This is a genomic window from Nonomuraea sp. NPDC050783, assembly GCF_040802095.1.
Lineage (GTDB): Bacteria > Actinomycetota > Actinomycetes > Streptosporangiales > Streptosporangiaceae > Nonomuraea.
In genome coordinates, this window is sequence record NZ_JBFAHK010000001.1 from 957,685 (window position 1) to 983,298 (window position 25,614).

General features: G+C 72.8%; 28 protein-coding genes. 17 read left to right on the forward strand and 11 right to left on the reverse strand.

All coding sequences use genetic code 11. The features are described from left to right. Positions 1-11 precede the first annotated feature (11 nt). The 3 genes from AB0H75_RS04425 to AB0H75_RS04435 all read left to right on the forward strand — a co-directional run bounded on the left by AB0H75_RS04425 (position 12) and on the right by AB0H75_RS04435 (position 4,717). Positions 12-1,394: an MFS transporter gene (locus tag AB0H75_RS04425; RefSeq protein WP_367790153.1), complete on the forward strand. Its 1,383-nt coding sequence runs from the start codon at positions 12-14 to the stop codon at positions 1,392-1,394. Between the two features lie 241 nt (positions 1,395-1,635). Next, positions 1,636-2,835, forward strand: a complete 1,200-nt coding sequence (locus tag AB0H75_RS04430) for a hypothetical protein (RefSeq protein ID WP_367790156.1) — start codon at positions 1,636-1,638, stop codon at positions 2,833-2,835. 148 nt (positions 2,836-2,983) lie between these two features. Continuing rightward, positions 2,984-4,717 carry a DEAD/DEAH box helicase gene (locus tag AB0H75_RS04435; RefSeq protein ID WP_367790487.1) on the forward strand — a complete coding sequence of 578 codons (1,734 nt, stop codon included), beginning with the start codon at positions 2,984-2,986 and terminating at the stop codon, positions 4,715-4,717. A gap of 19 nt (positions 4,718-4,736) precedes the next feature. Here the strand turns inward: AB0H75_RS04435 and AB0H75_RS04440 are convergent, their stop codons facing one another. The 3 genes from AB0H75_RS04440 to AB0H75_RS04450 are packed head-to-tail and all read right to left on the reverse strand — an operon-like array spanning position 4,737 to position 7,572. Further along, positions 4,737-5,252, reverse strand: coding sequence for a GNAT family N-acetyltransferase (locus AB0H75_RS04440; RefSeq protein WP_367790159.1), 516 nt, complete (start codon positions 5,250-5,252; stop codon positions 4,737-4,739). A gap of 48 nt (positions 5,253-5,300) precedes the next feature. Continuing rightward, positions 5,301-6,473, reverse strand: a complete 1,173-nt coding sequence (locus tag AB0H75_RS04445; protein ID WP_367790162.1) for a hypothetical protein — start codon at positions 6,471-6,473, stop codon at positions 5,301-5,303. Beyond that, positions 6,463-7,572: a hypothetical protein gene (locus AB0H75_RS04450; RefSeq protein ID WP_367790165.1), complete on the reverse strand. Its 1,110-nt coding sequence runs from the start codon at positions 7,570-7,572 to the stop codon at positions 6,463-6,465. Before AB0H75_RS04450 ends, AB0H75_RS04445 begins: the two co-directional genes overlap by 11 nt. A gap of 344 nt (positions 7,573-7,916) precedes the next feature. Between AB0H75_RS04450 and AB0H75_RS04455 the strand changes: the two genes are divergently transcribed. Both AB0H75_RS04455 and AB0H75_RS04460 read left to right on the forward strand, forming a co-directional pair. Then, positions 7,917-8,144 carry a hypothetical protein gene (locus tag AB0H75_RS04455; protein WP_367790168.1) on the forward strand — a complete coding sequence of 76 codons (228 nt, stop codon included), beginning with the start codon at positions 7,917-7,919 and terminating at the stop codon, positions 8,142-8,144. Between the two features lie 151 nt (positions 8,145-8,295). Next, positions 8,296-8,673: an STAS domain-containing protein gene (locus AB0H75_RS04460; protein ID WP_367790171.1), complete on the forward strand. Its 378-nt coding sequence runs from the start codon at positions 8,296-8,298 to the stop codon at positions 8,671-8,673. Between the two features lie 37 nt (positions 8,674-8,710). On the opposite strand, the gene AB0H75_RS04465 is transcribed toward AB0H75_RS04460, so the two are convergent. The 3 genes from AB0H75_RS04465 to AB0H75_RS04475 form a co-directional block, all read right to left on the reverse strand. Beyond that, a complete protein-coding gene (locus AB0H75_RS04465) occupies positions 8,711-9,259 on the reverse strand; it encodes a hypothetical protein (RefSeq protein WP_367790175.1) in 549 nt (182 codons plus the stop codon). A gap of 134 nt (positions 9,260-9,393) precedes the next feature. Further along, a complete protein-coding gene (pncA, locus tag AB0H75_RS04470; RefSeq protein WP_367790178.1) occupies positions 9,394-9,963 on the reverse strand; it encodes a pyrazinamidase PncA in 570 nt (189 codons plus the stop codon). A gap of 14 nt (positions 9,964-9,977) precedes the next feature. Next, complete coding sequence (locus AB0H75_RS04475; protein ID WP_367790181.1) at positions 9,978-11,267, reverse strand: nicotinate phosphoribosyltransferase; 1,290 nt, start codon at positions 11,265-11,267, stop codon at positions 9,978-9,980. Positions 11,268-11,307: 40 nt separating this feature from the next. On the opposite strand from AB0H75_RS04475, the gene clpS reads away from it, so the two are divergent. The 5 genes from clpS to AB0H75_RS04500 all read left to right on the forward strand — a co-directional run bounded on the left by clpS (position 11,308) and on the right by AB0H75_RS04500 (position 13,946). Continuing rightward, positions 11,308-11,601, forward strand: a complete 294-nt coding sequence (gene clpS, locus AB0H75_RS04480) for an ATP-dependent Clp protease adapter ClpS (RefSeq protein WP_367790184.1) — start codon at positions 11,308-11,310, stop codon at positions 11,599-11,601. Between the two features lie 37 nt (positions 11,602-11,638). Beyond that, positions 11,639-12,163: a DUF2017 domain-containing protein gene (locus AB0H75_RS04485; RefSeq protein ID WP_367790187.1), complete on the forward strand. Its 525-nt coding sequence runs from the start codon at positions 11,639-11,641 to the stop codon at positions 12,161-12,163. Positions 12,164-12,173: 10 nt separating this feature from the next. Then, positions 12,174-12,575 (forward strand): Mov34/MPN/PAD-1 family protein, encoded by a 402-nt coding sequence (locus AB0H75_RS04490; RefSeq protein ID WP_367790190.1) that lies wholly within the window; start codon positions 12,174-12,176, stop codon positions 12,573-12,575. Positions 12,576-12,721: 146 nt separating this feature from the next. Continuing rightward, the gene (locus AB0H75_RS04495) at positions 12,722-12,997 is read left to right on the forward strand and encodes a MoaD/ThiS family protein (protein ID WP_367790193.1); all 276 of its coding nucleotides are present in this window, start codon (positions 12,722-12,724) and stop codon (positions 12,995-12,997) included. A gap of 1 nt (position 12,998) precedes the next feature. After that, entirely contained in the window at positions 12,999-13,946 is a 948-nt protein-coding gene (locus AB0H75_RS04500) for a PLP-dependent cysteine synthase family protein (RefSeq protein ID WP_367790195.1), read from the forward strand. Between the two features lie 48 nt (positions 13,947-13,994). Here the strand turns inward: AB0H75_RS04500 and AB0H75_RS04505 are convergent, their stop codons facing one another. Together AB0H75_RS04505 and AB0H75_RS04510 are read right to left on the reverse strand one after the other, a co-directional pair. Then, complete coding sequence (locus tag AB0H75_RS04505) at positions 13,995-15,785, reverse strand: DUF3352 domain-containing protein (RefSeq protein WP_367790198.1); 1,791 nt, start codon at positions 15,783-15,785, stop codon at positions 13,995-13,997. Between the two features lie 96 nt (positions 15,786-15,881). Continuing rightward, positions 15,882-16,208 (reverse strand): PRC-barrel domain-containing protein, encoded by a 327-nt coding sequence (locus AB0H75_RS04510; RefSeq protein WP_367790201.1) that lies wholly within the window; start codon positions 16,206-16,208, stop codon positions 15,882-15,884. Between the two features lie 112 nt (positions 16,209-16,320). On the opposite strand from AB0H75_RS04510, the gene AB0H75_RS04515 reads away from it, so the two are divergent. From AB0H75_RS04515 to AB0H75_RS04525, 3 genes are all read left to right on the forward strand, one after another. Beyond that, positions 16,321-17,112 (forward strand): thioesterase family protein, encoded by a 792-nt coding sequence (locus tag AB0H75_RS04515; RefSeq protein ID WP_367790204.1) that lies wholly within the window; start codon positions 16,321-16,323, stop codon positions 17,110-17,112. A gap of 124 nt (positions 17,113-17,236) precedes the next feature. Then, positions 17,237-18,085: a glutamate racemase gene (gene murI / locus AB0H75_RS04520; protein ID WP_367790206.1), complete on the forward strand. Its 849-nt coding sequence runs from the start codon at positions 17,237-17,239 to the stop codon at positions 18,083-18,085. Beyond that, positions 18,082-18,834 (forward strand): MBL fold metallo-hydrolase, encoded by a 753-nt coding sequence (locus AB0H75_RS04525; protein WP_367790209.1) that lies wholly within the window; start codon positions 18,082-18,084, stop codon positions 18,832-18,834. Before murI ends, AB0H75_RS04525 begins: the two co-directional genes overlap by 4 nt. Here AB0H75_RS04525 and AB0H75_RS04530 read toward each other — a convergent pair. Beyond that, positions 18,819-20,066, reverse strand: a complete 1,248-nt coding sequence (locus AB0H75_RS04530; protein ID WP_367790212.1) for an MFS transporter — start codon at positions 20,064-20,066, stop codon at positions 18,819-18,821. The genes AB0H75_RS04525 and AB0H75_RS04530 overlap by 16 nt on opposite strands. A gap of 68 nt (positions 20,067-20,134) precedes the next feature. Between AB0H75_RS04530 and rph the strand changes: the two genes are divergently transcribed. The 3 genes from rph to AB0H75_RS04545 are packed head-to-tail and all read left to right on the forward strand — an operon-like array spanning position 20,135 to position 23,123. After that, positions 20,135-20,854 carry a ribonuclease PH gene (gene rph / locus AB0H75_RS04535; protein WP_367790215.1) on the forward strand — a complete coding sequence of 240 codons (720 nt, stop codon included), beginning with the start codon at positions 20,135-20,137 and terminating at the stop codon, positions 20,852-20,854. Continuing rightward, positions 20,851-21,453: an RdgB/HAM1 family non-canonical purine NTP pyrophosphatase gene (rdgB, locus tag AB0H75_RS04540; RefSeq protein ID WP_367790218.1), complete on the forward strand. Its 603-nt coding sequence runs from the start codon at positions 20,851-20,853 to the stop codon at positions 21,451-21,453. Before rph ends, rdgB begins: the two co-directional genes overlap by 4 nt. 47 nt (positions 21,454-21,500) lie before the next feature. Further along, on the forward strand, positions 21,501-23,123 hold the full coding sequence (locus AB0H75_RS04545) for a molybdopterin-dependent oxidoreductase (protein ID WP_367790221.1): 1,623 nt from the start codon (positions 21,501-21,503) through the stop codon (positions 23,121-23,123). Here the strand turns inward: AB0H75_RS04545 and AB0H75_RS04550 are convergent. Continuing rightward, on the reverse strand, positions 23,120-23,650 hold the full coding sequence (locus tag AB0H75_RS04550; protein ID WP_367790224.1) for a hypothetical protein: 531 nt from the start codon (positions 23,648-23,650) through the stop codon (positions 23,120-23,122). The two genes, AB0H75_RS04545 and AB0H75_RS04550, sit on opposite strands and share 4 nt — an antisense overlap. 12 nt (positions 23,651-23,662) lie before the next feature. Continuing rightward, entirely contained in the window at positions 23,663-24,262 is a 600-nt protein-coding gene (locus tag AB0H75_RS04555; protein ID WP_367790490.1) for a DUF6286 domain-containing protein, read from the reverse strand. A gap of 137 nt (positions 24,263-24,399) precedes the next feature. Here AB0H75_RS04555 and AB0H75_RS04560 point away from each other — a divergent pair, with 137 nt between their 5' ends. Then, complete coding sequence (locus tag AB0H75_RS04560; RefSeq protein ID WP_367790227.1) at positions 24,400-25,593, forward strand: amino acid deaminase/aldolase; 1,194 nt, start codon at positions 24,400-24,402, stop codon at positions 25,591-25,593. Positions 25,594-25,614 lie beyond the last annotated feature (21 nt).

Here is a 25,614-nt window from a genome sequence, read left to right on the forward strand (position 1 = left end):
ACGATGTGCAGGTGACAGCACCAAAGGCACTCGACGCCCCCCACGAACCACCCCGCCTCTTCGGTGCCGCCTACCGCGTCGCCACCCTCGGCATCCTGCTCGTCGTCACCCTCGTCGCCTTCGAGGGCATGTCGGTCGGGGTCGTCATGCCCGGCGTCGCCCGCGACCTGGACGCCCTCGACCTCTACGGGCTGAGCTTCTCGGCCTTCCTGGTCTCCAGCCTGTTCGCGAACGTGGTGGCCGGGCTCTTCTCGGACCGGCGCGGGTTCGCGGCGCCGTTCGTGGCGGGGCTGGCGCTCTTCGTGACCGGCATGGGGCTGGCCGGGGCGGCGCAGTCGGCGGTGATGTTCCTGGCGGCGCGGGCCGTGCAGGGGCTGGGCGCCGGGGCCTCGTTCGTGGCGCTGCTGGTGATGATCGCGCGGGTCTACCCGGTGGACATGCGTCCCAAGGCGTTCGCGGCCGTCTCGGCCGCCTGGGTGGTGCCCTCCATGGTCGGCCCGGCCATCGCCGGCTCCGTCGCCGGGCAGTGGGGCTGGCGGTACGTCTTCTACGGCATCATCCCGCTGGTCGTGCCCGCGCTGCTGATGCTGCTCCCGTCGCTGAAGCGCTCCTCGGCCGCCGAGGACGTCGCCTCCGGCCCGCGCTCGCGGCCCCTCGCCATGACGCTGGCGGCCGCCGCCACGGCGGGCGGGGCGGGCGTGCTGCTGCACGGCGTGGACCGGCTCCACCTGGCCCCCGTCGCCGGGGTCGCCGAGACCGTGGCCGGGCTGGCCCTCCTCCTCTACGGCCTGTACCGGCTGCTGCCCGCGGGCGCGCTGCGCCTGGCCCGCGGGCTGCCCACGACCGTGCTCATGCGCGGCTTCCTGTCGGCCTCCTTCTTCGGCGTGAACTCCTTCATCCCGCTGGCGTTGCAGGAGGTGAAGGGGTTCGGCGTCAGGGAGGCCGGCATCGCGCTGACGACCGGCGCGCTGGGCTGGTCGGCGGGGTCGTTCCTGCAGAGCCGCCGGGCGGGGGAGCCGCACCTGCGCCTCAGGCTCGCCTCGGCCTGCGTCACCGTGGCGGTGCTGCTGGCGCTGCTCGCCGTCCTGCCCGGGGTGACGGGGTGGATCGCGGTGCCGGCCTGGATCGTGGCCGGGCTCGGGATGGGGATCGGGATGGCCACCGTCAGCGTCACCGCGCTGAAGCAGTCGCCGGTCAACGAGCAGGGCGCGAACTCGGCGGCCCTGACCGTCACGGACATGCTGGGCTCCGCGCTCTCCATCGGCGTCGGCGGCGCGCTGGTCAACCTGATCGGGCACGCCCCGGCGCAGATCGCCACCGGGTTCATGGTCATCTGCCTCCTCATGGCGGTCGTCGGGGCGAGCGGGACGGTGCTGGCCGGTCGCACCCGCTGAATCCCGTCCCTCCTGCCCCACTGATCACGGATCGCCTGATGGCGGTCGCGAGGAGTGATAGGACAGCGGGCGAGGAGGTGCCATGGAGGGTGATCACCGGGTCTGGCCGCCGCTCACGCCGGGCGCCAGACACCGCCGCAGCCCGTCGCCGTCGCCGTCGCCGGCCCCGTCATCATCGCCGCCGTCGCCGGACGTTCGGGACGAGGAACCCGCGCGTCCCCGCCGGCTCCATCCCCTGGACTTGGACCTGGACCTGGAGGTGGAGGAGACCGAGGACCTCGACGAGCCCTGGAACCCCCGCATCCGCCGCACCACCCGCCCCCGCTCCGGCCGCCCCCCGTACCCCGACGCCACCTCTCGGCCCCCGATCCCCCCGCCCCCGGACCCGCCCCTGGCCCTGGACCCGCCCCTGACCCAGGACCCCCACCCGGCCTCGCCACCGCACTCCGTCCCGGGCCCGAACCCCGACCCGTACCCGGGCCCCGACCCGTACCCGGGCCCCGACGGGCGCCCGGACACCGACCCGTATCCGGACACCGACGGGCGCCCGGATTCCGACCCGTACCCGGATCCCGACGAGCGCCGGGGCGCCGACCCGTACCCGGGCGCCGGCCCGCGTCCGGGCGCGGAGCCGGTCGCGGGTTCCCGCTCGTTCGACGAGCCGGACGCCGAGTTCTGGGGCGAGCCGCCGTCGTTCCAGTCCCGGACGCCCTCATCGCCGTCGTCACCGCCGTCGTCACCGCCGTCGTCACCGTTCCCGCCGATCCCGCTCCCCGCCGCCGCCCGGACCGCCTGGGACGCCGACGGGGGCGGGTGGGGCAAGGGCGGGGCCGCCCGGGACGCGCTCCCGCCCTCCGCCCGTCTCTACGGCACCCCGGCCGCTCCCGGCGGGCGTCCCGCCGAGGGCGGCGGGCGGCGCTGGATGGTCGTCCTGGCGGCTCTCCTGGCCGCGACCGGCCTCGTGACCGGGGCCGCCGCCGTGGCGCTGCGGCTCGCCGCGCCCGCCCTCCCGCCGGGCACGCTGAGCGACGCCCTGGCCGGGGTGTCCGCGACGCTGCCCGAAGGCTGGTACGTGGCACCGGTCCCGCCGGTCACCGGCTTCACCTCGGTGGCCAGGAACGACGCCGGGAGCCTGGTGATGGCCCGCCCCGTGCCCGCCCCCGCCGGGGACGCCGGCAGGGCCACGGCCGAGGCCGCGGGGCTGTACTCCCGCCTGCTGCTCAAGGGCGATCGGGTCTCCGTCGTCGAGGACCGGCGCATCCCCGGCGGGCACACGCGGGCGCTGCGGGCCGAGTACCGGGACGTGGTCAACCGGCCCGCGTTCCTGAGAGTGATGCTGCTCACTCGCGGCGACCGCGCCGTGCTCCTGCTCGGCCTCCTCCAGCCCGAGGGGAACGCGCGCAGGCAGGCCCTCGACGCGGTGATGACGAGTTTCCGATAAGCCGCATAGCACGTGAGGACGACCTTGACCAGAATCCACGGCTCACGGCACGTCTTGTCGGTGGTCCGGATTACTCTTGGGTCACTGTGAGAGAGCGAAGCACACGAACCCCAGAGGTGATGCGGTGAGCACCTTCGCCGCGTCCCACCTGTCGCCTTCCTACCCGGACCGGGCCGCGTGGGGCACCGCTCCCAAGCTGCGCGCCTGGCAGCAGGAGGCGTTCGACCTCTACTTCAGGCGCGAGCCGCGTGACTTCCTCACCGTGGCGACGCCCGGCGCGGGCAAGACCACCTACGCCCTGCGCATCGCCAGCGAGCTGCTGTCCCGCGGGGTGATCAAGGCGGTCACCGTCGTCACCCCGACCGAGCACCTCAAGCGCCAGTGGGCCGACGCCGCCGGGCGGGTCGGCATCGGCATCGACCCCGAGTTCAAGAACAGCCAGGGCACGACCTCGCGCGACTACACCGGCGTCGCGGTGACGTACGCGCAGGTCGCCATGCACCCGGCGCTGCACAGGGCGCGCACCGAGGCGCGCAGGACGCTGGTCATCTTCGACGAGATCCACCACGCGGGCGACGCCAAGTCGTGGGGCGACGGTGTGCGCGAGGCGTTCGAGCCGGCCACCCGGCGGCTCCAGCTCACCGGCACGCCGTTCCGCTCCGACGACAACCCGATCCCGTTCGTCGCGTACGAGGAGGACGCCGAGGGCTTCAAGCGCAGCGTCGCCGACTACTCCTACGGCTACGGCCCCGCCCTCGACGACGGCGTGGTGCGCCCGGTCATCTTCCTCGCCTACTCCGGCGAGATGAAGTGGCGCACGCGCGCCGGTGACGAGCTGGCCGCCACGCTCGGCACCCCGCTCACCAAGGACCAGCTCTCCCAGGCGTGGCGGGCCGCGCTCGACCCCAAGGGCGACTGGATCCGCCAGGTCATGCAGGCCGCCGACCGGCGCCTCACGGAGGTGCGCCGGGGCGTTCCCGACGCGGGCGGCCTGGTCATCGCCACCGACCACGAGACCGCCCGCGCCTACGCCCGCCACCTGCGCAACATCACCGGCGAGGGCGCCACGGTGGTCCTGTCCGACGACCCGGGCGCCTCGAAGAAGATCAAGCAGTTCGCGGCGTCGCAGGATCGCTGGCTGGTCGCCGTCCGCATGGTCTCGGAGGGCGTCGACATCCCGCGCCTGTGCGTGGGCGTCTACGCCACCTCCACCTCCACGCCGCTGTTCTTCGCCCAGGCGGTGGGCCGTTTCGTCCGGGCCCGCAAGCGGGGCGAGATGGCCTCGGTCTTCCTCCCCTCGGTGCCCACGCTCATGGGGCTGGCCAACGAGATGGAGGTCGAGCGCGACCACGTGCTCAACAAGCGGCCTCCTGAGGACGGCCTCGACGACACCCTGCTGGAGCAGGCCAACCGCAAGCAGGACAACCCCGATGTCCTGGGCGACGAGCTGCCGTTCGAGACGATGGAGACCACGGCCACCTTCGACCGGGTGCTCTTCGACGGCGGCGAGTTCGGCACCGGTGCCGAGGTCGGCTCCGCCGAGGAGGAGGACTTCCTCGGCCTGCCCGGCCTCCTGGAGCCCGACCAGGTGGCCACCCTGCTGCGCAAGCGCCAGTCCGACCAGCAGGCCGCCCGGCGCAAGCAGCAGACCACCGAGCAGCCCGCCCGCCAGACGCTGGCCCCGCACGAGCAGATCGCCGAGCTGCGGCGCGAGCTCAACGGCCTGGTCGGCGCCTGGAACCACCGCACCGGCCAGCCGCACGGCGTCATCCACGCCGAGCTGCGCCGCGTCTGCGGCGGCCCGCCGATCGCGCAGGCGACGGCCGAGCAGATCCAGGAGCGCATCGACATGATCCGGCGCTGGGCCACCCAGCGCCGCTGACCCGGCGGCCCGGCCTCCCTCAGCGGTAGCGGTTGTGGCCGAGGCGGCGGACCATGACGCGGCAGACCTCGGGCCGCCGCTCGCTCGTGCCGTCGGGGTGGTACACGACCTCCGTCGTGGCCACCGTCCCGTACGGCCACTCCACGTACCCCCGGCGCCGGTACAACCGCTGCGCGCCCAGGTTGTCCAGGCCGACCCCGAGGGCGACCCGCTCGTGCCCCCTGGCGAGGAGCCGGTCCTCGGCGGCCCACAGCAGCTCGGTGCCGATGCCCTGGCCGCGGCGCGTCGCGGTCACCTCCAGGTGGGTGAGCAGCGCCACGCCGGGCAGGCGCTCGCGCAGCTCGGGCTCCTCGGCGGGCGCCAGCCACACGTACACGTCGCCGACCGCCTCCTCCCGTTCCCAGGCCACGAGCAGGAGCCCGTGCCCGGCGTCCTGCTTGGCCAGCCGGTCGCGGAAGTAGTGCTCCTGCCCGAGCGACCGGATGAGGGGACGGAGATCCGCGCGGGCGGCTTGGCGGATGTCGGGGGCGGCCACGGAAGCACACGTTCCCGGGCGGCGCCGGTACGAATCGCCCGAACGGGATCAACCGCGCATGGAGCCGTACCAGCGCAGCCCCCGCTCGCCGTCCTTCACCAGCCACTTGACCGCGTCCGCGGTGGCGAACTCCAGCTGCGGGAGCCCGTCGAGGTGCGCGGCCCACCGCCGGCGGTCCACGGCCCACGCCTTCAGGTAGCGCACGCACAGCTCCGGCTCGATGCGTCGCAGCCGCCCGAGCGCGGCCAGCAGCGAGGTCTCCATCGCGTGCCGGCTCGGCTCCGGCCCGGCGGGCAGGCGGCGGACGCGGGCCAGCACGTCCTCGACGAAGCGCCGGCGCCTGGCCAGGAACTCCCGCCAGTGGGCGGCGTCGGCCGCCGCCCGCCAGCCGGCCGCCGCGTCGCCGTCCAGCAGCCAGTAGACGCCTTCGGCCAGCACGTCGCCGAACTCCTGGTCGCGGGCCCGCACCGGGCGGTCGAACGGGTCGTACGGCCGCTGCTTGACCTGCCCGGCCACCGCGAGCCGGCGCAGCGAGGTCTCGCCCAGCAGGTAGAACCAGTCCTCGTTGTAGACGTTGGGGAAGAAGGAGGGGGTGCGGCCGGGTTCGACGGCCACGGCCAGCGCGCCGCCGCCGACGAAGGAGTCCTGGTGCCCGCCGGTCAGGCGATGCGCGTGGCACACCACGGAGTTGTCCGGATATCCGCCGATGTGCATGCCGACGACGTCGTAGGTGTCGAGCAGGGCCGCGGCGCGTTCGACGTCCTCCAGGCGGCCCACCTCGATGTCGTCGTCCAGGAAGACGATCCGCCGCCAGCCCAGCAGTCGGGCCAGCAGCAGGCCGGTGTTCCGCTTGGCGCTGAGATCGGTGGTGCGGGCGAACGGCGTGTCCCGCAGCAGGGCCGTGGTCTCGAAGTCCGGCAGCCGGAGCCGGTCCACGTGGTCCACGTCGGCGGCGACGTAGCGCAGGCCGGGCGGCATGGCCGCGGCCGCCTCCCTGGCGCGGCTCCACGCGCGGCTGTGCAGCGACACCAGGTGGCAGCCGAGCGCCGTGGCCAGCCGGGTCGCGTACGTCAGCCAGCGCGGGTGCCGGATCGTGGGAACGATGATCGCGTCGATCGCGCCCCGCCCGGGCGGGACCGGCCCTTCGCCGAACACGTCGATGAGATGCCTGTGGGAGCCGTGGTGGTGCTCCGTGGTGCGCGGTCCTATGTCATGCTCCATGCGTCGGCTCCGACCACTCGTGCAGCCGGAACGCTTCCAGGGTCCAGTCGGGAGTGATGACCACCCGGCCCTCGATCCTGACCCGCATGAGGAGGCTGTAGGACCGCGCCTGGCCGAAACGCTCGCGCAGGTAGGCGGCGTTGCGGTCGCGGAAGCGGGCGTCGGTCAGCGCGCGTACCGCGCCGTAGACGCCCCTGGCGTACATGCCGTTGCAGATGGTCAGGGTACGTTCGCGGTTGTCCGGGTTGACGCCGCGGTAGAAGAAGGCGACGTCCTCCAGCAGCCGCACGTCGTCGCCGGAGCGGGTGGTCACCGGATGGTGGCGGCGGGTGCCCGAGCCCTCGGCGACCTCGAAGTACGGCCCCCGCTCGCCCTCCCAGTCGGGCACCTGCCGCACCGGTAACTCGGGCATGCGGGCCAGCGTGGAGGCGGTGACCTCGTTGTAGTCGACGCCGCCGAGCAGTGCGACGTGCGTGGTCAGGTCGTCGGAGCGCAGGTCCTCGGTGGCGCGCAGGGTCACCTGGCTGTGCGGGTTGGCGGCCCGCACGTGACCCCACAGCTCGAACAGGGAGTCCAGGTCGGAGTACTTGTACAGCTCGATGTAGTCGCCCTGGGACGGCACCGCGAACGGGATCCTGGCCCGCTGCTCCTCCGGGATCTGCGAGCAGATGATGGTGATCGGCTCGCCTTCCGGGAAGTGCCAGGGGCCCTCCAGGAACGCCGCCGCGGAGGGCACGCCCCCGGCGTCCTCGGCGGCGAGCTGGGCGCGCAGCGCGGCCTGGCGCAGCCGGGTCAGCTCGGCCAGCAGCCTCTTGTGCTCGTCGAGCTCGTCGGGGGTCAGCTCGGCCAGCGGCAGCACGCGGGCGGTGTCGCCGGCGAGCGAGCGCCGGGTCGCGAAGAAGGCGGCGTACTTCTCCAGGCGGTGCATGGGCGGGATCTTGACCAGGTGGACGGACTCCCACGAGGAGATGAGCGGGACGCTGACCCCGAACGCGTCGCGGAGCTGCGCCTGGGTGACCCGCAGGTCCGGCCAGTGGCCGTCGCGGAGCTCGCGCAGCCGCCGCGCCAGCGCGGACCGCGCGGAATCGTCACCGCTCATGCCAGCCTCACCCGTGAAACTTCAGCAATGTCTAGTGAATATCAGTCCGGCGGCGAAACCCCCGAAGAATTCGCAGCTAGGCCCCAACATACGCGGTACGTGCACGAACGCCGCGCGCGAGAGGCAACAGTTTAGCCACACCTCCGTGGCTTGGCCGCAGGAATGTCCACGTTCAGTGCGGGGAACCATTTAAGTGGAGAAGTTTCAGTAAATAAAGTGAAGTTTTCTGAACTGAAAAGCGAGGTGGTTCATGCCGCGAACCCGATGACCCGCATTCCGGCGGCCCCACCGGAGCGGTGTCCGCGCGATCTGTGTCACGCCACGTCTCCGCACAGGGAACCCCCATGATGATTGCACCTCTGCACCTCGCTTCCCCTCCCATCCCCCAGGCGGGCGACACCAGGAGCGTGTCCCTCCTGATCCTGGCCGCCCTGATCACTCTCGTGCTGGCCGCCCTCCGCTGGACGGCCCGGCGGACGCGGGTCCTGGTGGTGGTCACCGGCACCGGCGTCCTGCTCGTGTTCCTCGCCGTGCTGGTCCTGGCCTACCTGATCACCAGCGGACTGTTCTGAGAGCGCGCGTCCGGTCCCCGCTCCGCCCCGGCGGGCACCGGACGCCGACCGTGCGCATTTGGCCACAGAGCAGTGGCCTCCCGTTAGAGGAGCGGGGCGGGCGGCGACAACTCACTTGGCTCGTCCGGGATGTGCAGAAGGACTCACGCCTATGTCACCTGAGGCCAACGCGAAGTCGACGCTCAGCGTCACTTCCGGCCTCTCCCGCAACGCCGTCGTCCTCCGGCTCGAAGGCGAGCTCAACGCCGACGCGGTGCCCGTGCTGCGGGGACACCTGCGGCACATCTGGGAGCTGCCGCCGCACCCCTTTCTCATCCTCGACCTCGGCGAGGTGCGCTTCTGCGACTCGATGGGCATGAACGAGCTCGTCAGCGTCATGCAGCGCTGCGAGGCCCGGGGCACCCGGCTGCTGCTCGGCGGGGTGCACGGGGTCATGGCCCGGGTGTTGTCGATCACCGGGCTGCGGCACGCGTTCGAGGTGTTCGCCAGGTTCGACGACGCGCTGCGGCTGGCGGTCGCCGGGCCATGAGGAGACGTCCGAGGGCGGTGCGCCCGGAGCGGTGCGTCTAGAGGCGTGCCTTCGCGGAGGTGAGCGGGATGCGGCGGCCGCTGCGGCCGTCGACCGGGACGCGTTCCCGCCGGCCGGGCAGCGGCACGGTGACCGCGGCCGTGCGGCCCTTGACGCGCACCGGCAGCGTGAGCTCCACCTGCCGTGTGTCGGTCATCATGGTGCGCGGCGGGCCGCCGGGGACGCGCTCGGTGTAGAGCCAGACCAGCAGCCGCCGGCCCTGGGAGCGCAGGGCGACCTCGGCCGTGTCGCACTCGTGGCGGGCCGCCGCCCAGGTCAGCACCATGCTCCTGCCCAGCCGCGCCGACCGCGGGATGGGCGCGCGCTCGGCGCAGGCCGCGGACGGGGCCGGGACGTCGTGCGCCACCACCGCCGTGCGGTCGGGCGCCGTGCGCGGAACGAGCCGGCCCATGGCGATCGTCACGCCCTCCAGCAGCAGCAGGGTGACGACCGCGCCCACGCGCTCGGTGGCGCGCCCCTTGACCAGGAGCCAGAGGCTGAGCGGAGCGAGGAGCAGCCAGGCCGCTCCGAGTGAGAGGGCCAGCATGGGGAACCTTCTAGCTAGGGGATCATGTCGCTCTCCGTGATACTCCGGCTCCGGAGAGGGCTCGCCCTCTTGGATATCACATAACCACTGCGTTGCCTATCGTGTACTCTCAGCGATCTCGTGTGGTTATGGGGTCAGCCCATGACGGGGGCGCCGGTCAGCGTCGCGCCCGCCTGCTCCAGCTCCTCCAGCGCCGCGCCGGTCGTCGCCGGCGACACCCCGGCCGTCAGGCTCAGCAGCACGCGCACCGCCAGCCCGTGCTTGACCGCGTCGAGGGCGGTGGCGCGCACGCAGTGGTCGGTGGCGATGCCCACGACGTCCACCTCGCTCACGCCGCGCTCGCGCAGCCAGTCGGCCAGCGGCGTCCCGTCGCCGGACACGCCCTCGAACCCGCTGTACGCCGCCGCGTACGCCCCCTTGCTAAAGACCTCCTCGACCCCCGACACGTCGAACGACGGGTGGAAGTCGGCTCCCGGCGTGCCCGCCACGCAGTGGGCGGGCCAGGTGGAGACGTAGTCGGGGGAGTCGGAGAAGTGCTCGCCGGGGGAGACGTGATAGTCACGGGTGGCCACCACGTGGTCGTAGCCGTGGTCGGCCACGTGGCGGGTGATCGCCGCCGCCACCGCGGAACCGCCGGTCACGGGAAGGCTGCCACCCTCGCAGAAGTCGTTCTGCACATCGACGATGATCAACGCGGTGCCCATAAGAGCACGATACGTCACGCGAACTCGGTGGGGATCGCCGCGTACCCCCTGCCCAGGTGCAGGGCCTCCTGGGGGAGGGCGGCGACCGCGCGCCGGTGGCGCTCGCGGGCCTCGGCCAGGGGCTCCGCGCCGACCACCGCGCCGTCGCGCACCAGGTCGTGCAGGAGGGGGACGCCGCCCTCGGGGGGCCGGCCGCCGGTGGTGATCAGCTCCGTCTCGGCGTGGCCGGCGTCGTCGAACAGCCGGTACGCCTCCTTGCGCCCGCCCCGCGACGGCTTGCCCACCGAGCGCTTGGCCACCGGCTCCAGCTTCCCGCTCGCCGTCTCCCTGGCCACCAGCTTGTAGACCAGCGCCGCCGTCGGCACCCCCGATCCGGTGACCAGCGAGGTGCCCACGCCGTAGCCGTCCACGGGGGCGGCGGCCAGCGCGGCGATGGCGTACTCGTCCAGGTCGGAGGTGACCAGGATGCGGGTGGTGAACGCGCCGAGGGCGTCGAGCTGCTCGCGTACCTCCTGGGCGGCGGCGGCCAGGTCGCCGGAGTCGATGCGCACCGCGCCCAGCTTGGGCCCGGCCAGCTCCACCGCCGTGCGCACCGCCTCGGCCACGTCGTAGGTGTCGACCAGCAGCGTCGTCTCGGGGCCGAGCGAGGCGATCTGGGCCTCGAACGCCGCCCGCTCCGAGTCGTGCAGCAGCGTGAACGCGTGCGCCGCGGTCCCGGCCGTGGGGACGCCGTAACGGTGGCCGGCCATGAGGTTGGAGGTCGAGGCGAACCCGGCGAGGTAGGCCGCCCGCGCCGCCGCGACCGCCGCCCCCTCGTGCGTGCGCCGCGAGCCCATCTCGATGAGGGGGCGCTTGCCGGCCGCGTTCGCCATGCGGGAGGCGGCCGAGGCGATCGCGCAGTCATGGTTCATGATCGACAGGATCAGCGTCTCCAGCAGCACGGCCTCGGCGAACGTGCCCTCCACGACCAGGATGGGGGAGGCGGGGAAGTAGAGGTCGCCCTCCTGGTAGCCGCAGATGCTCCCGGAGAAGCGGTAGTCGGCCAGGAACGCCAGGGTGGCCTCGTCCACGACCCGCTGCTCGCGCAGGAAGGTGAGTTCCTCCTCACCGAAACGGAAGCGTTCGAGCTCCTCCAGGACACGCCCGGTGCCCGCCACGACCCCGTACCTGCGCCCGCCCGGCAGGTGCCTGGCGAACACCTCGAAGACCGCGCGCCGGTGTGCCGCCCCACTGCGCAGGGCCGCCTGCAACATCGTCAGCTCATAGTGATCTGTGAGCAACGCAGTGCTCATGGTCATTGTCACGACTCGAAGACTACGGCCCAGATAGGGCAGACTCGGGGATGTGGGTACCACAGCTCCAATCGCCGTCGAGCGCCCGTCGTCGGACGTCCGGCCCGATCTGCCATGGGTAACCATCGTCTGGAACGACCCGGTCAACCTCATGTCCTACGTGACCTACGTCTTCCAAACGGTCTTCGGCTACACCCGGGAGAAGGCCGAGAAACTCATGATGGACGTCCACCACAAGGGCAAGGCCGTCGTCTCCAGCGGCACGCGCGAAGAGATGGAGCGCGATGTGCAGATTCTCCACTCCTACGGCTTGTGGGCGACGCTCCAGCCGGATTCGGTCAAGTAGGGCGCATGGTGGTCCGGACGTTCTCGGAGAGGTGCTGGTGAACTCGGGGTTCTCGCCGGGCAAGGGCGGGCGCGTAAGGGCGCGGTTCGAGGCCGCGGAGGTCTCGCTGCTGCGCTCGCTGGTGTCGATGACGCTCGGCCTCGTCGCGCCGGGCGAGACCGGCGACGACCCGCTGGAGCGGGCGCTCGGCATCGGCGGCGGCGAGGCGCCGTCCGACCCGGTGCTGGCCCGCCTGTTCCCCGCGGCCTACGCCGACGACAAGGACGCCACCGAGTTCCGCCGCTACACCGAGGCGTCGCTGCGCGAGGGCAAGCGGGCCGACGCCCAGACCGTCCACGACACCGCCGCCTCCGGCCGCTTCGAGCTGACGCCGGAGCAGGCCCAGGCGTGGCTGCGCGCGCTCAACGACGTGCGCCTCATGCTCGGCACCAAGCTGGAGGTGACCGAGGAGGTCCACGACGAGATCGCGATGATGTCCGAGGACGACCCCCGCTACCCGGCCTACGTCACCTACGACTGGCTGACCTACCTCCAGGACAGCCTGGTCCGGGCCCTCTGGTAACTTCCGGGCCATGCTGTCGATCTCGCAGGAACTGGCTGACAAGATCGTCGCCCACGCCCGGGCCGACCACCCCGACGAGGCGTGCGGGGTGATCGCGGGCCGCGGCGGCGTGCCCGAGCGGTTCATCCCGATGGAGAACGCCGAGCGCTCGCCCACCTTCTACCGCTTCGACTCCAAGGAGCAGCTGCGCGTCTGGCGCGAGATGGACGACCGCGACGAGACGCCGGTGGTGATCTACCACTCCCACACGGCGACCGAGGCGTACCCGTCGCGCACCGACATCTCCTACGCCTCCGAGCCCGACGCGCACTACGTCCTGGTCTCCACCCGGGAGGAGGGCGAGACGGAGTTCCGCTCCTACCGCATCCTCGACGGAGTGGTGACGGAGGAAGAGGTAGAGTTCCTCCCATGATGGTCCGGCCTGTGCAGAGCTTCCTCTTCGCGCACACTCCGGCCGTCGTCGTCTACGACTGTCGCTGATCCGGAATCCGCCGGCAGACCCGGGCGTTGACGCCCGATGGACGACGACCTGACCACCTCATGAGGAGACTGACCGCGATGGCCATCGAGGTTCGCATCCCGACGATCCTCCGCAACTACACCGACGGCGCGAAGGCCGTCAACGCGGAGGGCGCGACCCTGGACGAGCTGATCACCAACCTGGAGTCCAACCACCCGGGCATCAAGAACCGCCTGGTGGACGAGAACGGCGGCCTGCGCCGCTTCGTCAACGTCTACCTCAACGACGAGGACGTGCGTTTCCTCGGCGGCCTCGGCACCGAGGTGAGCGACGGCGACACGGTGACCGTCCTGCCCGCCGTCGCCGGCGGATGACATGCGCTTCGAATCGCTGATCGACTCGGTGGGCCGCACGCCGCTCGTCGGCCTGCCGAGGCTGTCGCCGTCCGCCGACGTCCGGGTGTGGGCCAAGCTGGAGGACCGCAACCCGACCGGCTCCATCAAGGACCGGCCCGCCCTCTGGATGATCCAGCAGGCCGAGAAGGACGGCCTGCTCACGCCCGGCTGCACGATCCTGGAGCCCACCAGCGGCAACACCGGCATCTCGCTGGCCATGTCGGCCAAGCTCAAGGGCTACAAGCTGATCTGCGTGATGCCCGAGAACACCTCCGAGGAGCGCCGCCAGCTCCTGCGCATGTGGGGCGCGGAGATCATCTCCTCGCCGGCCGCGGGCGGCTCCAACGAGGCCGTCCGCGTCGCCAAGGAGCTGGCCGCCCAGAACCCCTCGTGGGTGATGCTCTACCAGTACGGCAACCCGGCCAACTGGCGCTCCCACTACGAGACCACGGGCCCGGAGATCCTCGACGACCTGCCCACCGTCACGCACTTCGTGGCCGGGCTCGGCACCACCGGCACGCTCATGGGCGTGGGCCGCTTCCTGCGCGAGCGGGTGCCCGGCGTGCAGATCGTCGCCGCCGAGCCGCGCTACGGCGAGCTGGTCTACGGCCTGCGCAACGTGGACGAGGGCTTCATCCCCGAGCTCTACGACGAGTCCGTGCTGACCACCCGCTTCTCGGTCGGCTCGGCCGACGCGCTGCGGCGCACCCGCGAGCTGCTGGCCGCCGAGGGCATCTTCGCCGGCGTCTCGACCGGCGCCGCGCTGCACGCCGCGCTGGGCGTGGCCAAGAAGGCGGTCAAGGCCGGCGAGCGCGCCGACGTCGTCTTCGTGGTGGCCGACGGCGGCTGGAAATACCTGTCCACGGGCGCCTACGAGGGCACCCTGGAGGAGGCCGAGGAGCGCCTGGAAGGCCAGCTCTGGGCCTGAGAACGCGGAGAAGGGCGACCGGCTCGCGGTCGCCCTTCCCTCACGGGCTCAGTTGAACAGCACCCGCAGCGAGAACGTCGCCTCGGTGTCGGTCTGCCTGCCGCTCATCCCGACCGCCCGCAGCACCTGCAGGTTGGCCTTGTCGTCGCCGTCCACGGACTTCAGGTAGAGGTTCTCCACCTTGTCCAGGTCCACGTAGAGCGCGTAGGTGGACTCGTCGGCGTCCGGGATGGCCGTCCGGAACGTCTCGGACTCGCCCAGCGTGCCCTCGGCGGTCAGCTTCTTGGCGTACCCGTCGCTGGTCGCCACCGTGTAGACGCCGTCGCCGGCCACCCTGGCGATCTTCGGGGCGGGCTGGCCGCTCGCGGTCAGCGCCTGCTGCACCTTGTCCAGGATCGCCTGCGCCTTGGCCGGGTCGGTGGCCACGCGCACGCCGGCGTTGATCTGGTCGCCGCCCAGGCCCTCGGAGTCCACCGCGACGGTGAGGTTCCTGCCGAGCACCGTGGCCAGGTCGCCGGGCAGGCTCAGGCCGTAGCGGGTCTTCGCCTGCTCGATGAGCTGCGTGATCTCGGCCGACCCGCTCGCCGCGGCCTGCTTCTCGATCTCGGCCCACTGCTTGGTGACCACCTGGTCCAGGCCGGAGATCGACAGGGCGCCGGCGGTGGAGGCGGGCAGCGTGCCGAGGCTCGCCTTCGGCAGCTCGCCCTGCGGCGCCATGCCCTTGGCCCCGCGTACCGTGCCGGCGAGCTCGACGTAGGAGCTGTCGAAGCGCAGCGCGCCGGCGAAGCGGGCGTCCTTGATCTGGTCGATCGCCGCCTGCTGGCTGCCCTGGAGCTCCTTGCCGGCCAGCTTGGCCAGGCCGCCCATGTCGGCCCAGAACGACAGCACGCCCTGCTCGCCGACGGCGCCCATGTCGTCGGAGAACTCGGCGTTGTCGGCCAGGCTGCCGTCGGCCTTGGCGTAGGTGTCGGCCAGCGCCTGCGTCGGGGTGAGCAGGGCGTAGTCGTCGCGGAAGGCGATGCCGTACTTGTCGCCGTCCATGAGCTTGGCGATGCCGGCCTTGGCCTGCTCCTGGTCCTTGACCTGGACGGCCACCGCGAAGTCGGGCTCCTGCTTGCCGGAGGGCACGGCGGCGAAGCCGATCCGGCTGCCCAGCCACGGGTCGACGTCCCTGGCGAAGTCGAGCTTGCGGTCGGAGCCCTCGGTGAGCGTGTCGAACAGCGCCTTGCGCGGGTCCTCGCCGGAGAAGGCGTCCTTGGTGACGGTGAACTTCCTGGCGAGCTGGAACAGCGCGAGCTTCTGGTTGGCGGCCGGGTCCAGGTCGAGGCGGGCGTAGGCGATGGCGTTGGCGGGCAGGACCTCGTCCGGCTGCGTGCCGCCGCCGCTCAGCGTGCCCACGGCCCACACCGCGCCGCCGCCGAGCACGACCACGGCGAGCGCCGCGGCGCCCGCGACGAGCCAGCCCTTGCGGCTCTTCTTCGGCGGCTGCGCGGGCGGCTGCTGCTGCTGTTGCCAGCCGTACTGCTGCCCGCCGTAGGGGTCCTGCTGCCCGTACGGGGCCTGCTGCTGTCCGTACGGGTCCTGCTGTCCGTAAGGGGCCTGCTGCCCGTAGGGGTCCTGCTGCCAGCCCTGCTGGAGCTGCTCCTGCTGCCAGCCGCCCTGAGGAAGCTGCTGCTGATAGCCCGGCTGGCCCTGCTGCGGCGGGTAGGACGGCTGGCCCTGTGGCGGATAGGCCGGCTGTCCCTGGGGCGGGTACGGCGGTTGCCCCTGGTTCCAGTTGTACGCCTGAGTCCGGTCAGGATCCTGTCCCGAACCGTAGGGGGGAGTATTCGCAGACATCACTTCACTCACAATGTGGACTTTTGACCACACCGGAACTTAGTGCCTGAGGCTTATCAAGCGCTTGCAGAATGCTGAAGCCGGTGAAGCCGGGCATCACGCCCGTTGGAGCTGATCCTTCAACACGCCGAGATGTACCTCCCCGCCGCCGTGGTCGGCCACGTGCGGCCACGGCACGAACGCGCAGCCCGCGTACAGCACGCGCGAGAGCGTCTTGGCCAGCCAGGGCGCCCGCCCCTCGCGCTCGCGGGTGAGCCCCAGCAGGAGCGGGGCACGGCGCTGGGACACCACGAGGCCGTAGACGGTGTGGCTGCGCTTCAGCTCGCCCCGGTTCCTGACCACGCGGATGTCGACGACGTGACCGACCCACACCCCGTTGGCGTCCCAGACGGACTGGCCAATGAGTTCGGTAACAGTTGCCATGATCAAACAGTCTCAGTCCGATCACGTTTCCGCAGGTAGGCGCGCTGATGAGGGGATGCCGTAGAGTATGAGGCGACTAGAACATAGTTCCAGACTTGATGGGGTAAGGCGGATGACGAAGTTCGACGAGGCCACGCAGGCGATCAAGATCGACGACACCACGTACGACGTGTGCCTCGACCCCGGCTACGCGATCGGCGGCCCGCTCAACGGCGGTTACCTCATGGCCGTGATCCTGCGCGCGGCGGTGGACGCCTCGCCGTTCGCGCATCCGGTGAGCACCACCGTCCAGTTCCTCAAGGCCCCGGTCGCCGGGCCCGCGCAGGTCAGGGTGGAGCCGCTGAAGGCGGGCCGGACGGCCGCGTTCGCCCGTGCCACGCTCGTGCAGGACGGCGTCGCCAAGATCGAGGGCTTGATCACCACGGCCACGCTCGGCGACGTGACCCCCGACTACCAGGCCGACGAGGTGCACCCCATGCCGCCCGTCGAGGACTGCCTCAGGCTCCCCGACCCCAAGCCCGAGTCGGGCATGACGCTGAACGCCCAGATGGAGCTGCGTTTCGACCCGCCCACGATCGGCTGGCTCAGGGGCGAGCCCACCGGCCGGCCCGAGTCGCGGGCGTACTTCCGCATGGCCGAGCCGCAGGACCCGGACCCGTACGTGCTGGCGCTGGCCGTGGACGCCCTGCCGCCCGTGGTGTTCTCGGCCGGCGGCCGCGGCTGGGCGCCCACCGTGGACCTCACCTGGCACCTGCGCGCCCTGCCCGCGCCCGGCTGGCTCACGCTGCTCGGCAGCGGGCGCATGGTCTCCGACGGCTGGTTCGACGAGGAGGTCGAGGTGCGCGACTCCACCGGCCGCCTGGTCGCGCAGTCGCGTCAGCTCGCCCGGGTCGGAAGGGGCTGACCCGGCCTGAGGGACCGATGTGACCACTCGGTGTGACCAAGACGACATCGCGGCATCACCAGGAGTGGCACATGTGAGCATTCTTACGCAGTGTTGATCGCCCGGGTCGCCTACCCTCTGAAGCGTGCCGGACACGAGTATTGGGATCTTCGACAGCGGGGTCGGCGGCTTGACGGTCGCCCGGGCGATCATCGACCAGCTTCCTCACGAGTCCATCACCTACGTGGCCGACACGGCCAATCAGCCGTACGGACCGAAATCCATCCCCGAGCTGCGCGCCTGCGCCCTGGAGGTGATGGACCACCTGGTCGACCTGGGCGTCAAGATGCTCGTGATAGCGTGCAACAGCGCCAGCTCCGCCGTGCTGCGCGACGCCCGCGAGCGTTACGACGTGCCCGTCGTGGAGGTGATCCACCCCGCCACCCGGCGCGCCGTGCGCGCGACCCGCAACGGCAGGGTGGGCGTGATCGCCACCCAGGCCACCATCGGCTCGCTGGCCTATCACGACGCCTTCACCGCGGCCCCCGACGTGCAGCTCACCGCCGTGGCCGCCCCACGGCTGGTGGAGTACGTCGAACGAGGCGAGACGATGAGCGACGAGCTCATCGACGTCGTGCGCGACTACCTGGCGCCCGTCAGGGCCGCCGGGTGCGACACTCTCATCCTCGGCTGCACGCACTATCCGCTGCTCACCGGTGCGATCGCCTACGTCGCCGGTGAGGAGGTCACGCTGGTCTCCAGCGCCGACGAGACGGCCAAGGACGTCTACCGGATCCTGCACGACCGCGACCTGGCGTCCGGAGGCGGGGCCACCCCCCGGCACCGCTTCCTCGCCACCGGCGACTCCCAGCTCTTCGCCCGGCTCGGCCGGCGGTTCCTGGGGCCGGAGATCGACGCGGTCGAAGTCGCACCTGTGGGGGGTACCACCTTTAACGGCGACGCGGGGCGTCGCAACGAGAAGGAGCCCACATGAAGGTGACCATCGTCGGGTGCTCGGGCAGCTACCCGGGGCCCGACAGCCCGGCGTCCTGCTACCTGCTCGAAGCCGAGGGCTTCAGGCTGCTGCTCGATCTCGGCAGCGGGGCACTGGGCGCGCTCCAGCGCCATGTCGGGCTGTACGACGTGGACGCGATCTGCCTGTCCCACCTGCACGCCGACCACTGCCTGGACATCTGCGGCTACCACGTCGCCCGCACCTACGGCCCGCAGGCCCCCTATCCCGCCGTGCCCGTCTACGCGCCGGCCGGCGCGCCCGCCCGGCTGGCGGCCGCGTACGGCATGCCCCAGGAGCCCGGCCTGGAGACGGCCTTCGACTTCGTGCCGCTGGAGCCCGGCTGCTTCGAGGTCGGACCGTTCCTGCTCACCGCCGGGCTGGTCAACCACCCGGTCGAGACGTACGGCTTCCGCGTGGCGGCGGGCGGCCGGGCGGTGACGTACTCGGGCGACACCGGCGAGTGCGAGGAGCTGGTCAAGCTGGCCGCGGGCGCCGACCTGCTGCTGTGCGAGGCCTCCTTCGTCGAGCGCCCCGGCCTGCCCGCCGGCCTGCACCTGACCGGCCGCCAGGCCGCCGACCACGCCGCCAGGGCGGACGTCGGCCGGCTCGTCCTGACCCACCTCGTCCCGTGGAACGACCAGGCCACCGTGCTGGGCGACGCCGCGCGCGGCGGCTACGGCGGCCCGGTCGAGCTGGCCCGCAGCGGCGCGGTCTACGACCTGGCCTGAACCTCGCCGGCCTCGTCGAACGCGCGCATGCGCGGCAGCGGCGAGAACAGCAGCGGCACGAAGGCCAGCGCCCGGCCGGTCAGCAGGATCCACAACGCCTGACGGACGCCGACCTGCGCGGCGAGCAGGCCGCCGAGCAGCGCCCCCAGCGGCATCGTGCCCCACACGAGGAAGCGCACCGAGCCGTTGACCCGCCCGAGCATGTGCTCGGGGGTCACCGTCTGCCGGTAGGTCATCTGGCCGACGTTCCCCAGCGTCGCGGACCACGAGATCATGAACGAGGTGATCGCGAAGAACACCGCCCGCCAGTCGGCCTGCGTCATCGGCAGCAGCAGGCAGAACGGCGGGACGGTCACCGCGGCCAGCCAGGTCATCCTGGCGGTGCCGACCCGCCGCGACAGCCAGCCCGCGCTCAGCCCGCCCACTAGGCCGCCGATGCCGCCCGTGGTGAGCAGCGCGCCGAGCAGGCCGGGCTCCAGCTCGACCACGTCGGCCAGGAACAACACCGACAGGCCGAGCACGCCGCTCACGGACAGGTTGGACACCGCCGACGACGCCGCGAACATGCGCAGCAGCCGGTCGCGCCACAGGTAGCCCAGCCCCTCGCGGATGCCCTGCAGGAGGGGCTGGCGCTCGCTGCTCCGGCGCGGCTCGTCCGGCGTCTTGATGGTGGACAGGAAGAGCGCCGAGGCGAGCGCGCCGATCGCGGTGGCCGCGATCGTGCGCGTGGCGCCGACCAGCTCGACCAGCGCGCCGCCGACGGCGGGCCCGGACAGGAACGACGCCGAGCGGACGACCTCCAGCTTGGCGTTGCCGTCGGTGAGCTGCGGGCTGGCGACCAGCCTGGGCAGGTACGTCTGGTCGGCGACGTCGTTGAACACCTGCGCGGTGCCGGCGAGCAGCGCGACCACGCATAACATCTGGATCGACAGCAGACCCAGCTCGGCGGCCACCGGCACGCTGCCGATGAGCGCGAACCTGACCAGGTCCGACACCATCATCACGCGCCGTCTGCGCATCCGGTCGACCCACACCCCCGCGGGCAGGCCGATCACCAGGTACGCGGCCGTCTGCAGCGAGGCGAGCAGGCCGACCTCGGCGGGTCCGGCACGCAGCACCATCACGGCCACCAGCGGGAGCGCCAGACGGGAGATGTTCGCCCCGAGCTCGCTGGCGAGGTGCGAGGAGAGGAACCGGAGGAAGTCAGGGTTGCGCAACACCCCCGTTGTCATTGCGTAAGGATCCATGTGGCCGACACATTTGGTCAAGTGCGTCGTGCCGCGGAGATAGGGTGATCTGCATGTCCCGACAGGATGGCCGCAACCCTGACCAGCTCCGGCCCGTCACGATCACCCGCCACTGGCTGGCCCACGCCGAGGGCTCGGTGCTGGTCGAGTTCGGGGGCACCAAGGTGCTCTGCGCGGCCTCCGTCCAGGACAGCGTGCCGCGCTGGCGCAGGGGCAGCGGCCAGGGCTGGGTCACGGCCGAGTACGCCATGCTGCCCAGGGCCACCAACACCCGCAACGACCGCGAGTCGGTCCGCGGCAAGATCGGCGGCCGGACGCACGAGATCTCCCGCCTGATCGGCCGCTCGCTGCGCGCCTGCGTCGACTACAAGGCGCTCGGCGAGAACTCCGTGCTGCTCGACTGCGACGTGTTGCAGGCCGACGGCGGCACCCGCACCGCCGCGATCACCGGCGCGTACGTCGCGCTGGCCGACGCCGTCGCCTGGATGCGCGAGCGCCGCATGTGCCCCGGCGACCCGCTGATCGGCTCCGTCGCGGCCGTCTCCGTCGGCGTGGTCGGCTCGGTCCCGATGCTCGACCTCTGCTACTCCGAGGACGTCGCCGCCGAGACCGACATGAACGTCGTCATGACCGGCGAGGGCAGCTTCGTCGAGGTGCAGGGCACCGCCGAGGGCGCCCCGTTCGACCGCGCCGCGCTCGACCGGCTCCTCGACCTCGCCGTGACCGGCTGCGAGGAGCTGACGCTCATCCAGCGGGAGGCTCTGGAGTCATGAGGATCGTGCTCGCCACGCGCAACGCCGGCAAGATCGCCGAGCTGCGGCGCATCCTGTCCGGGTTCGACATCGTCGGGCTGGAGGAGTTCCCCGCGATCGGGGAGATCCCCGAGACCGGGGTCACGTTCGAGGAGAACGCCCTGATCAAGGCGCACGCCGTCGCCCAGGGCTCGGGCCTGCCCGCCGTCGCCGACGACTCCGGGCTCTGCGTCGACGTGCTGGGCGGCATGCCGGGCGTCTTCTCCGCCCGCTGGTCCGGCCGGCACGGCGACGACCAGGCCAACCTCGACCTGCTGCTGGCGCAGGTCTCCGACGTGCCCGCCGACAAGCTGACCGCCCACTTCGCCTGCGCCGCCGCGCTCGCGCTGCCCTCCGGCGAGCAGCGCGTGGTCGAGGGCACGCTGCCGGGGCACCTGGTCACCACGCCGCGCGGCACCAACGGCTTCGGCTACGACCCGATCTTCGTGCCCGAGGGCGAGCGGCGCACCACCGCGGAGCTGCCGCCGGAGGAGAAGGACGCCATCAGCCACCGGGGCCGCGCCTTCCGCGCCCTCGCGCCGCTGGTCCGCGAGATGCTGGCCGCCCAGGGGGCCTCGTAACCACCGCGTAAGAACCGCGGGCCGCGGCAGGGCGTAGCGTCGGGGATGTGCAGAGGAACGTGAGGGTGCCCGCCGGGATCCCGGCCTGGGCCGGTGCGCTGGCCGGGCTGGCGGCCGGGGGAGTGGCGCTCGGGATCGCCCAGCTCGTGGCCGGTTTCGCGGGGCCCGAGACCTCGCCCGTGGTCGCCGTCGGCGACGGCGCGGTGGACCTGGCGCCGGCGCCGGTCAAGGAGTTCGCGATCCGGGCGTTCGGCGAGAACGACAAGGCGGTCCTCGTCGGGGGCGTGCTGGTCGTGCTCGCCGCCGTGGCGGCGCTCGTCGGCGTGGCCGCGCGGCGGCGGCCCGCCTACGGTGTGCTGGGGCTGGTGGCCTTCGCCCTGGTCGGCGTGGTCGCGGTCGTCACCCGCCCGTCCGCCTCGGCCCTGGACGCCCTGCCCACGGTGCTGGGCGCCGCCGCCGGCGCCTGGGCCCTGCCCTGGCTCCTCCGCCGTGCCGCTCCCGCCGCCGCCCCCGCTGTCCCGGGGGTTCCGGAGGTCCCGGACGAGGTGGGCGACCGGGTGGAGCGGCCCGCGGTGATGCGGGCGGGGGGCGGGCCCCCGGCGTTCGACCGGCGGCGGTTGCTGGGCGGGGTCGCCGGGGGCGTGGTGGTGGCCGGGGCGGCGACGGTGCTCGGGCAGCGGCTCGGCGGCCGGCAGGCCGTGGACGCCGCCCGGGTCGGCGTGCGGTTGCCCGCGCCCGCGACGCCCGCCAGGCCCGTTCCCGCCGGGGCGGACCTCCGGATCAACGGCTTGACCCCCTTCATCACGAAAAATCAGGACTTCTACCGGGTGGACACCGCCCTCGTCGTCCCCCAGGTGGACCCCGGCACGTGGCGGCTGCGCATCCACGGCCTGGTGGACCGCCCGATCGAGCTCACCTACGCCGACCTGCTCAGGATGCCGCTCACCGAGGCCGACATCACGCTCACCTGCGTCTCCAACGAGGTGGGCGGCGAGTACGCCGGCAACGCCCGCTGGCTCGGCGTCCGCATGTCGGAGATCCTGCGCGGCAGCGGCCTGCGGGCCGGCGCCGACATGCTGCTGTCCACCTCCGCCGACGGCTTCACCTGCGGCACCCCCATGGACGTCGTCATGGACGGCCGCGAGGCGCTCTTCGCGATCGCGATGAACGGCGAGCCGCTGCCGGTCGAGCACGGCTTCCCGGTCCGCCAGGTGGTGCCCGGCCTGTACGGCTACGTCTCGGCCACGAAGTGGGTGGTGGACGTCAAGGTGACCAGGTTCGACCAGGACAAGGCGTACTGGACGCCGCGCGGCTGGGCGGCCAGGGGGCCGATCAAGACCCAGTCCCGCATCGACGTGCCGAAGGCGGGCGGCTCGCTCAGGGCGGGCCGCACGACGGTCGCCGGGGTGGCCTGGGCGCAGCACAAGGGCGTCGAGGCGGTGGAGGTCAGGGTGGACGGCGGCGCCTGGCGGCAGGCCCGCCTGGCCGACGTCCCGGGCCCCGACACCTGGCGCCAGTGGTCCCTGGACTGGGACGCCACGCCCGGCACCCACACCCTCCAGGTCCGCGCCACCGACGCCACCGGCTACACGCAGACCGAGCGGGAGGCCCCGCCGGCCCCCGACGGCGCGACCGGCCGGCACACGATCACGGTGAGCGTCGGCTCCTAGCGGGGCCGCCCGCGCGTGCCCCTGGCGGGCGGTTGCCTGCGGACGTGGACGCGGGCCACCGCCGGGGTGTCGTCGTCGCGCAGCTCGCGCCGGATCTTGCCGATGACGTCCTGGTCCAGCTTGCCCACCACGGCTCCCACGTCCGCCGACGCCGGGCAGGTGACCGCGACGCGCAGGCCCTCGGCGCCCACGCGCACGGCGGACCTGCCCAGCCCCTCGACGCCCTTGAGGCCGACGTACAACATGGCGGTGCCGGTGCCGCTGCGGACGCCGCGGCGACCCCAGCCGAGGCAGAGCAGCAGCCAGCGGAGCGAGACCAGGCAGAGCAGGAGCAGGCCGAGGGCGAGGGCCCACAGGGGCCAGGCCGCCTCGGTCAGGGCGCGGGACGCCTGCGCGGGCAGGACCCTGGCCTCCGGCGGCAGGTCGAGGAAACGGTGGCGGCCGCGGAGCCAGGCGTACCCGCCGGACCCGGCCAGCGTGCCGCCCACGATGGCCAGCCCCACCCGGTTGCCGGTGTACTGACGCAATTCACGACCTCCTCAGCCGCCCTTCCTGCGCAGGCGGACGACGACCTCGCCGGTGCCGAGCGTCCCCACGCCGGCCAGGCGGTCGCCCACGGCGGTGCCGACCTGGCGCAACATCGAGCCGGAGCTCTCGTCCGCCGTCACGACCGTGACCTCGATCGTGCGCGGGCGCAGCCGGACGCGGGCCCTGTCCACGCCGGGCACCTGCTGCGCGGCGGCCCGCAGGGTGCGGCGCAGGCCCGGGCGGGTGATGCCGATGACGATGTGCGGGTCGGTGGTCCGCACCGGAACGAGCCGGCACCGGCCCGGCACGACGGCCAGCGCCAGCATGGCCACGCCCGCCCCGGCCAGCGCGAGGCCGGCCGGGGCCGCCTCCCGCCACGAGGTCCGGCCCGCCAGCTCGGTCAGCTCGTCCACCGGCACCCAGCCGAGCCGGTGCCCGAGCAGCGCCGAGACCACCTCGGCCGCGACCGCGCCGAGCCCGCCGGCCAGCACGAGCGACACGACGGCCCCCGCCAGGGTGCGCGCCGGCCTGAGCGCCCGCCGCGCCCGGCGCAGCGAAGCCTGCCGCGTGACGGCGGGCGCGTCGGAACGTCGCCGCTGGAGCGTGGTCATCACACTGACAGGGGTACACGGGGGCCGGGCAGGCGGCGTCCCGCCCTCGCCGCCGGTTTGCCCGATCATTACGGGAAGCCGGACGAATGTGAATAGCACTCATATTCATTTGTCCCGTATGCCGTTACGCTGCCCATATGGACGACCGCCAGCGCTACGACCAGGCCACCGCGGAGCTGGAACCCCCGTTCGCGATCCTCGACCTGGCGGCCTTGCGCGCCAACGCGGCCGACCTCGTCCGCCGCGCCGGGGGCAAGCCGATCCGGGTGGCCAGCAAGTCCGTCCGCAGCCGCCCGGTGCTCGAACGCGTCCTGGAGATGGACGGCTTCCGCGGCGTCATGGCGTTCACGCTGCCCGAGGCGCTGTGGCTGGCGGGGCACGGCTTCACCGACATCCTGGTGGCCTACCCGACGGCCGACCGGCACGCCCTGGCCGCCCTCGCGGCGGACGCCGAGGCCGCCCGGCACGTCACGGTGACCGTGGACTCCACGGCCCACCTGGACTTCGTCGAGGCCGCCGTGGCGGGCGCGCGCCCCCGCGCCGAGATCCGGGTCTGCCTCGACGTGGACGCCGGGTACGTCGCCCTCGGCGGCAGGTTCCGGGCGGGGGCGCTGCGCTCGCCCGTCCGCGAGCCGGAGGAGGCCGCCGACCTGGCCGCCGAGATCGCCAAGCGGCCGGGGCTGCGGCTGGTGGGGCTGCTGGCGTACGAGGCGCAGATCGCGGGGGTGGGCGACGCGCCGCCGGGCAAGGCCGCCTACGCCCGCGCGGTGCGCCTCATGCAGGCCCGCTCGGCCCGCGAGCTGATAGTCCGGCGCGGCCGGGTCGTGAACGCCGTCCGGCATCTGGCCGACCTGGAGTTCGTCAACGGCGGCGGCACCGGCAGCGTCGAGCTGACCGTGACCGAGAAGGCGATCACCGAGGTGGGGGCCGGGTCCGGGCTGTTCCATCCCCGGCTGTTCGACTTCTACCGCCGCTTCACCGGGCATCCTGCCGCGCTCTTCGCGCTGCCGGTGGTGCGCCGGCCTGGCCCGGACACGGTGACGGTGCTCGGCGGCGGCTACCCGGCCTCGGGAGCCGCGGGGCCGAGCCGGCTGCCGCAGCCGTACCTGCCCGCGGGCCTGCGTTACGTCCCCGACGAGGGCGCGGGGGAGGTGCAGACGCCGCTGCGCGGGCCGGCGGCGCGGGAGCTGCGGATCGGCGACCGGGTGTGGTTCAGGCACGCCAAGGCAGGCGAGCTGTGCGAGCGGTTCGACGCGCTGCACCTGGTGGAGGGGGACACGCTCGTGGAGACGGTGCCGACGTACCGGGGCGAGGGCCGCACCTTCCTGTGAAGGCCGGCCCCTCGTCAGCCC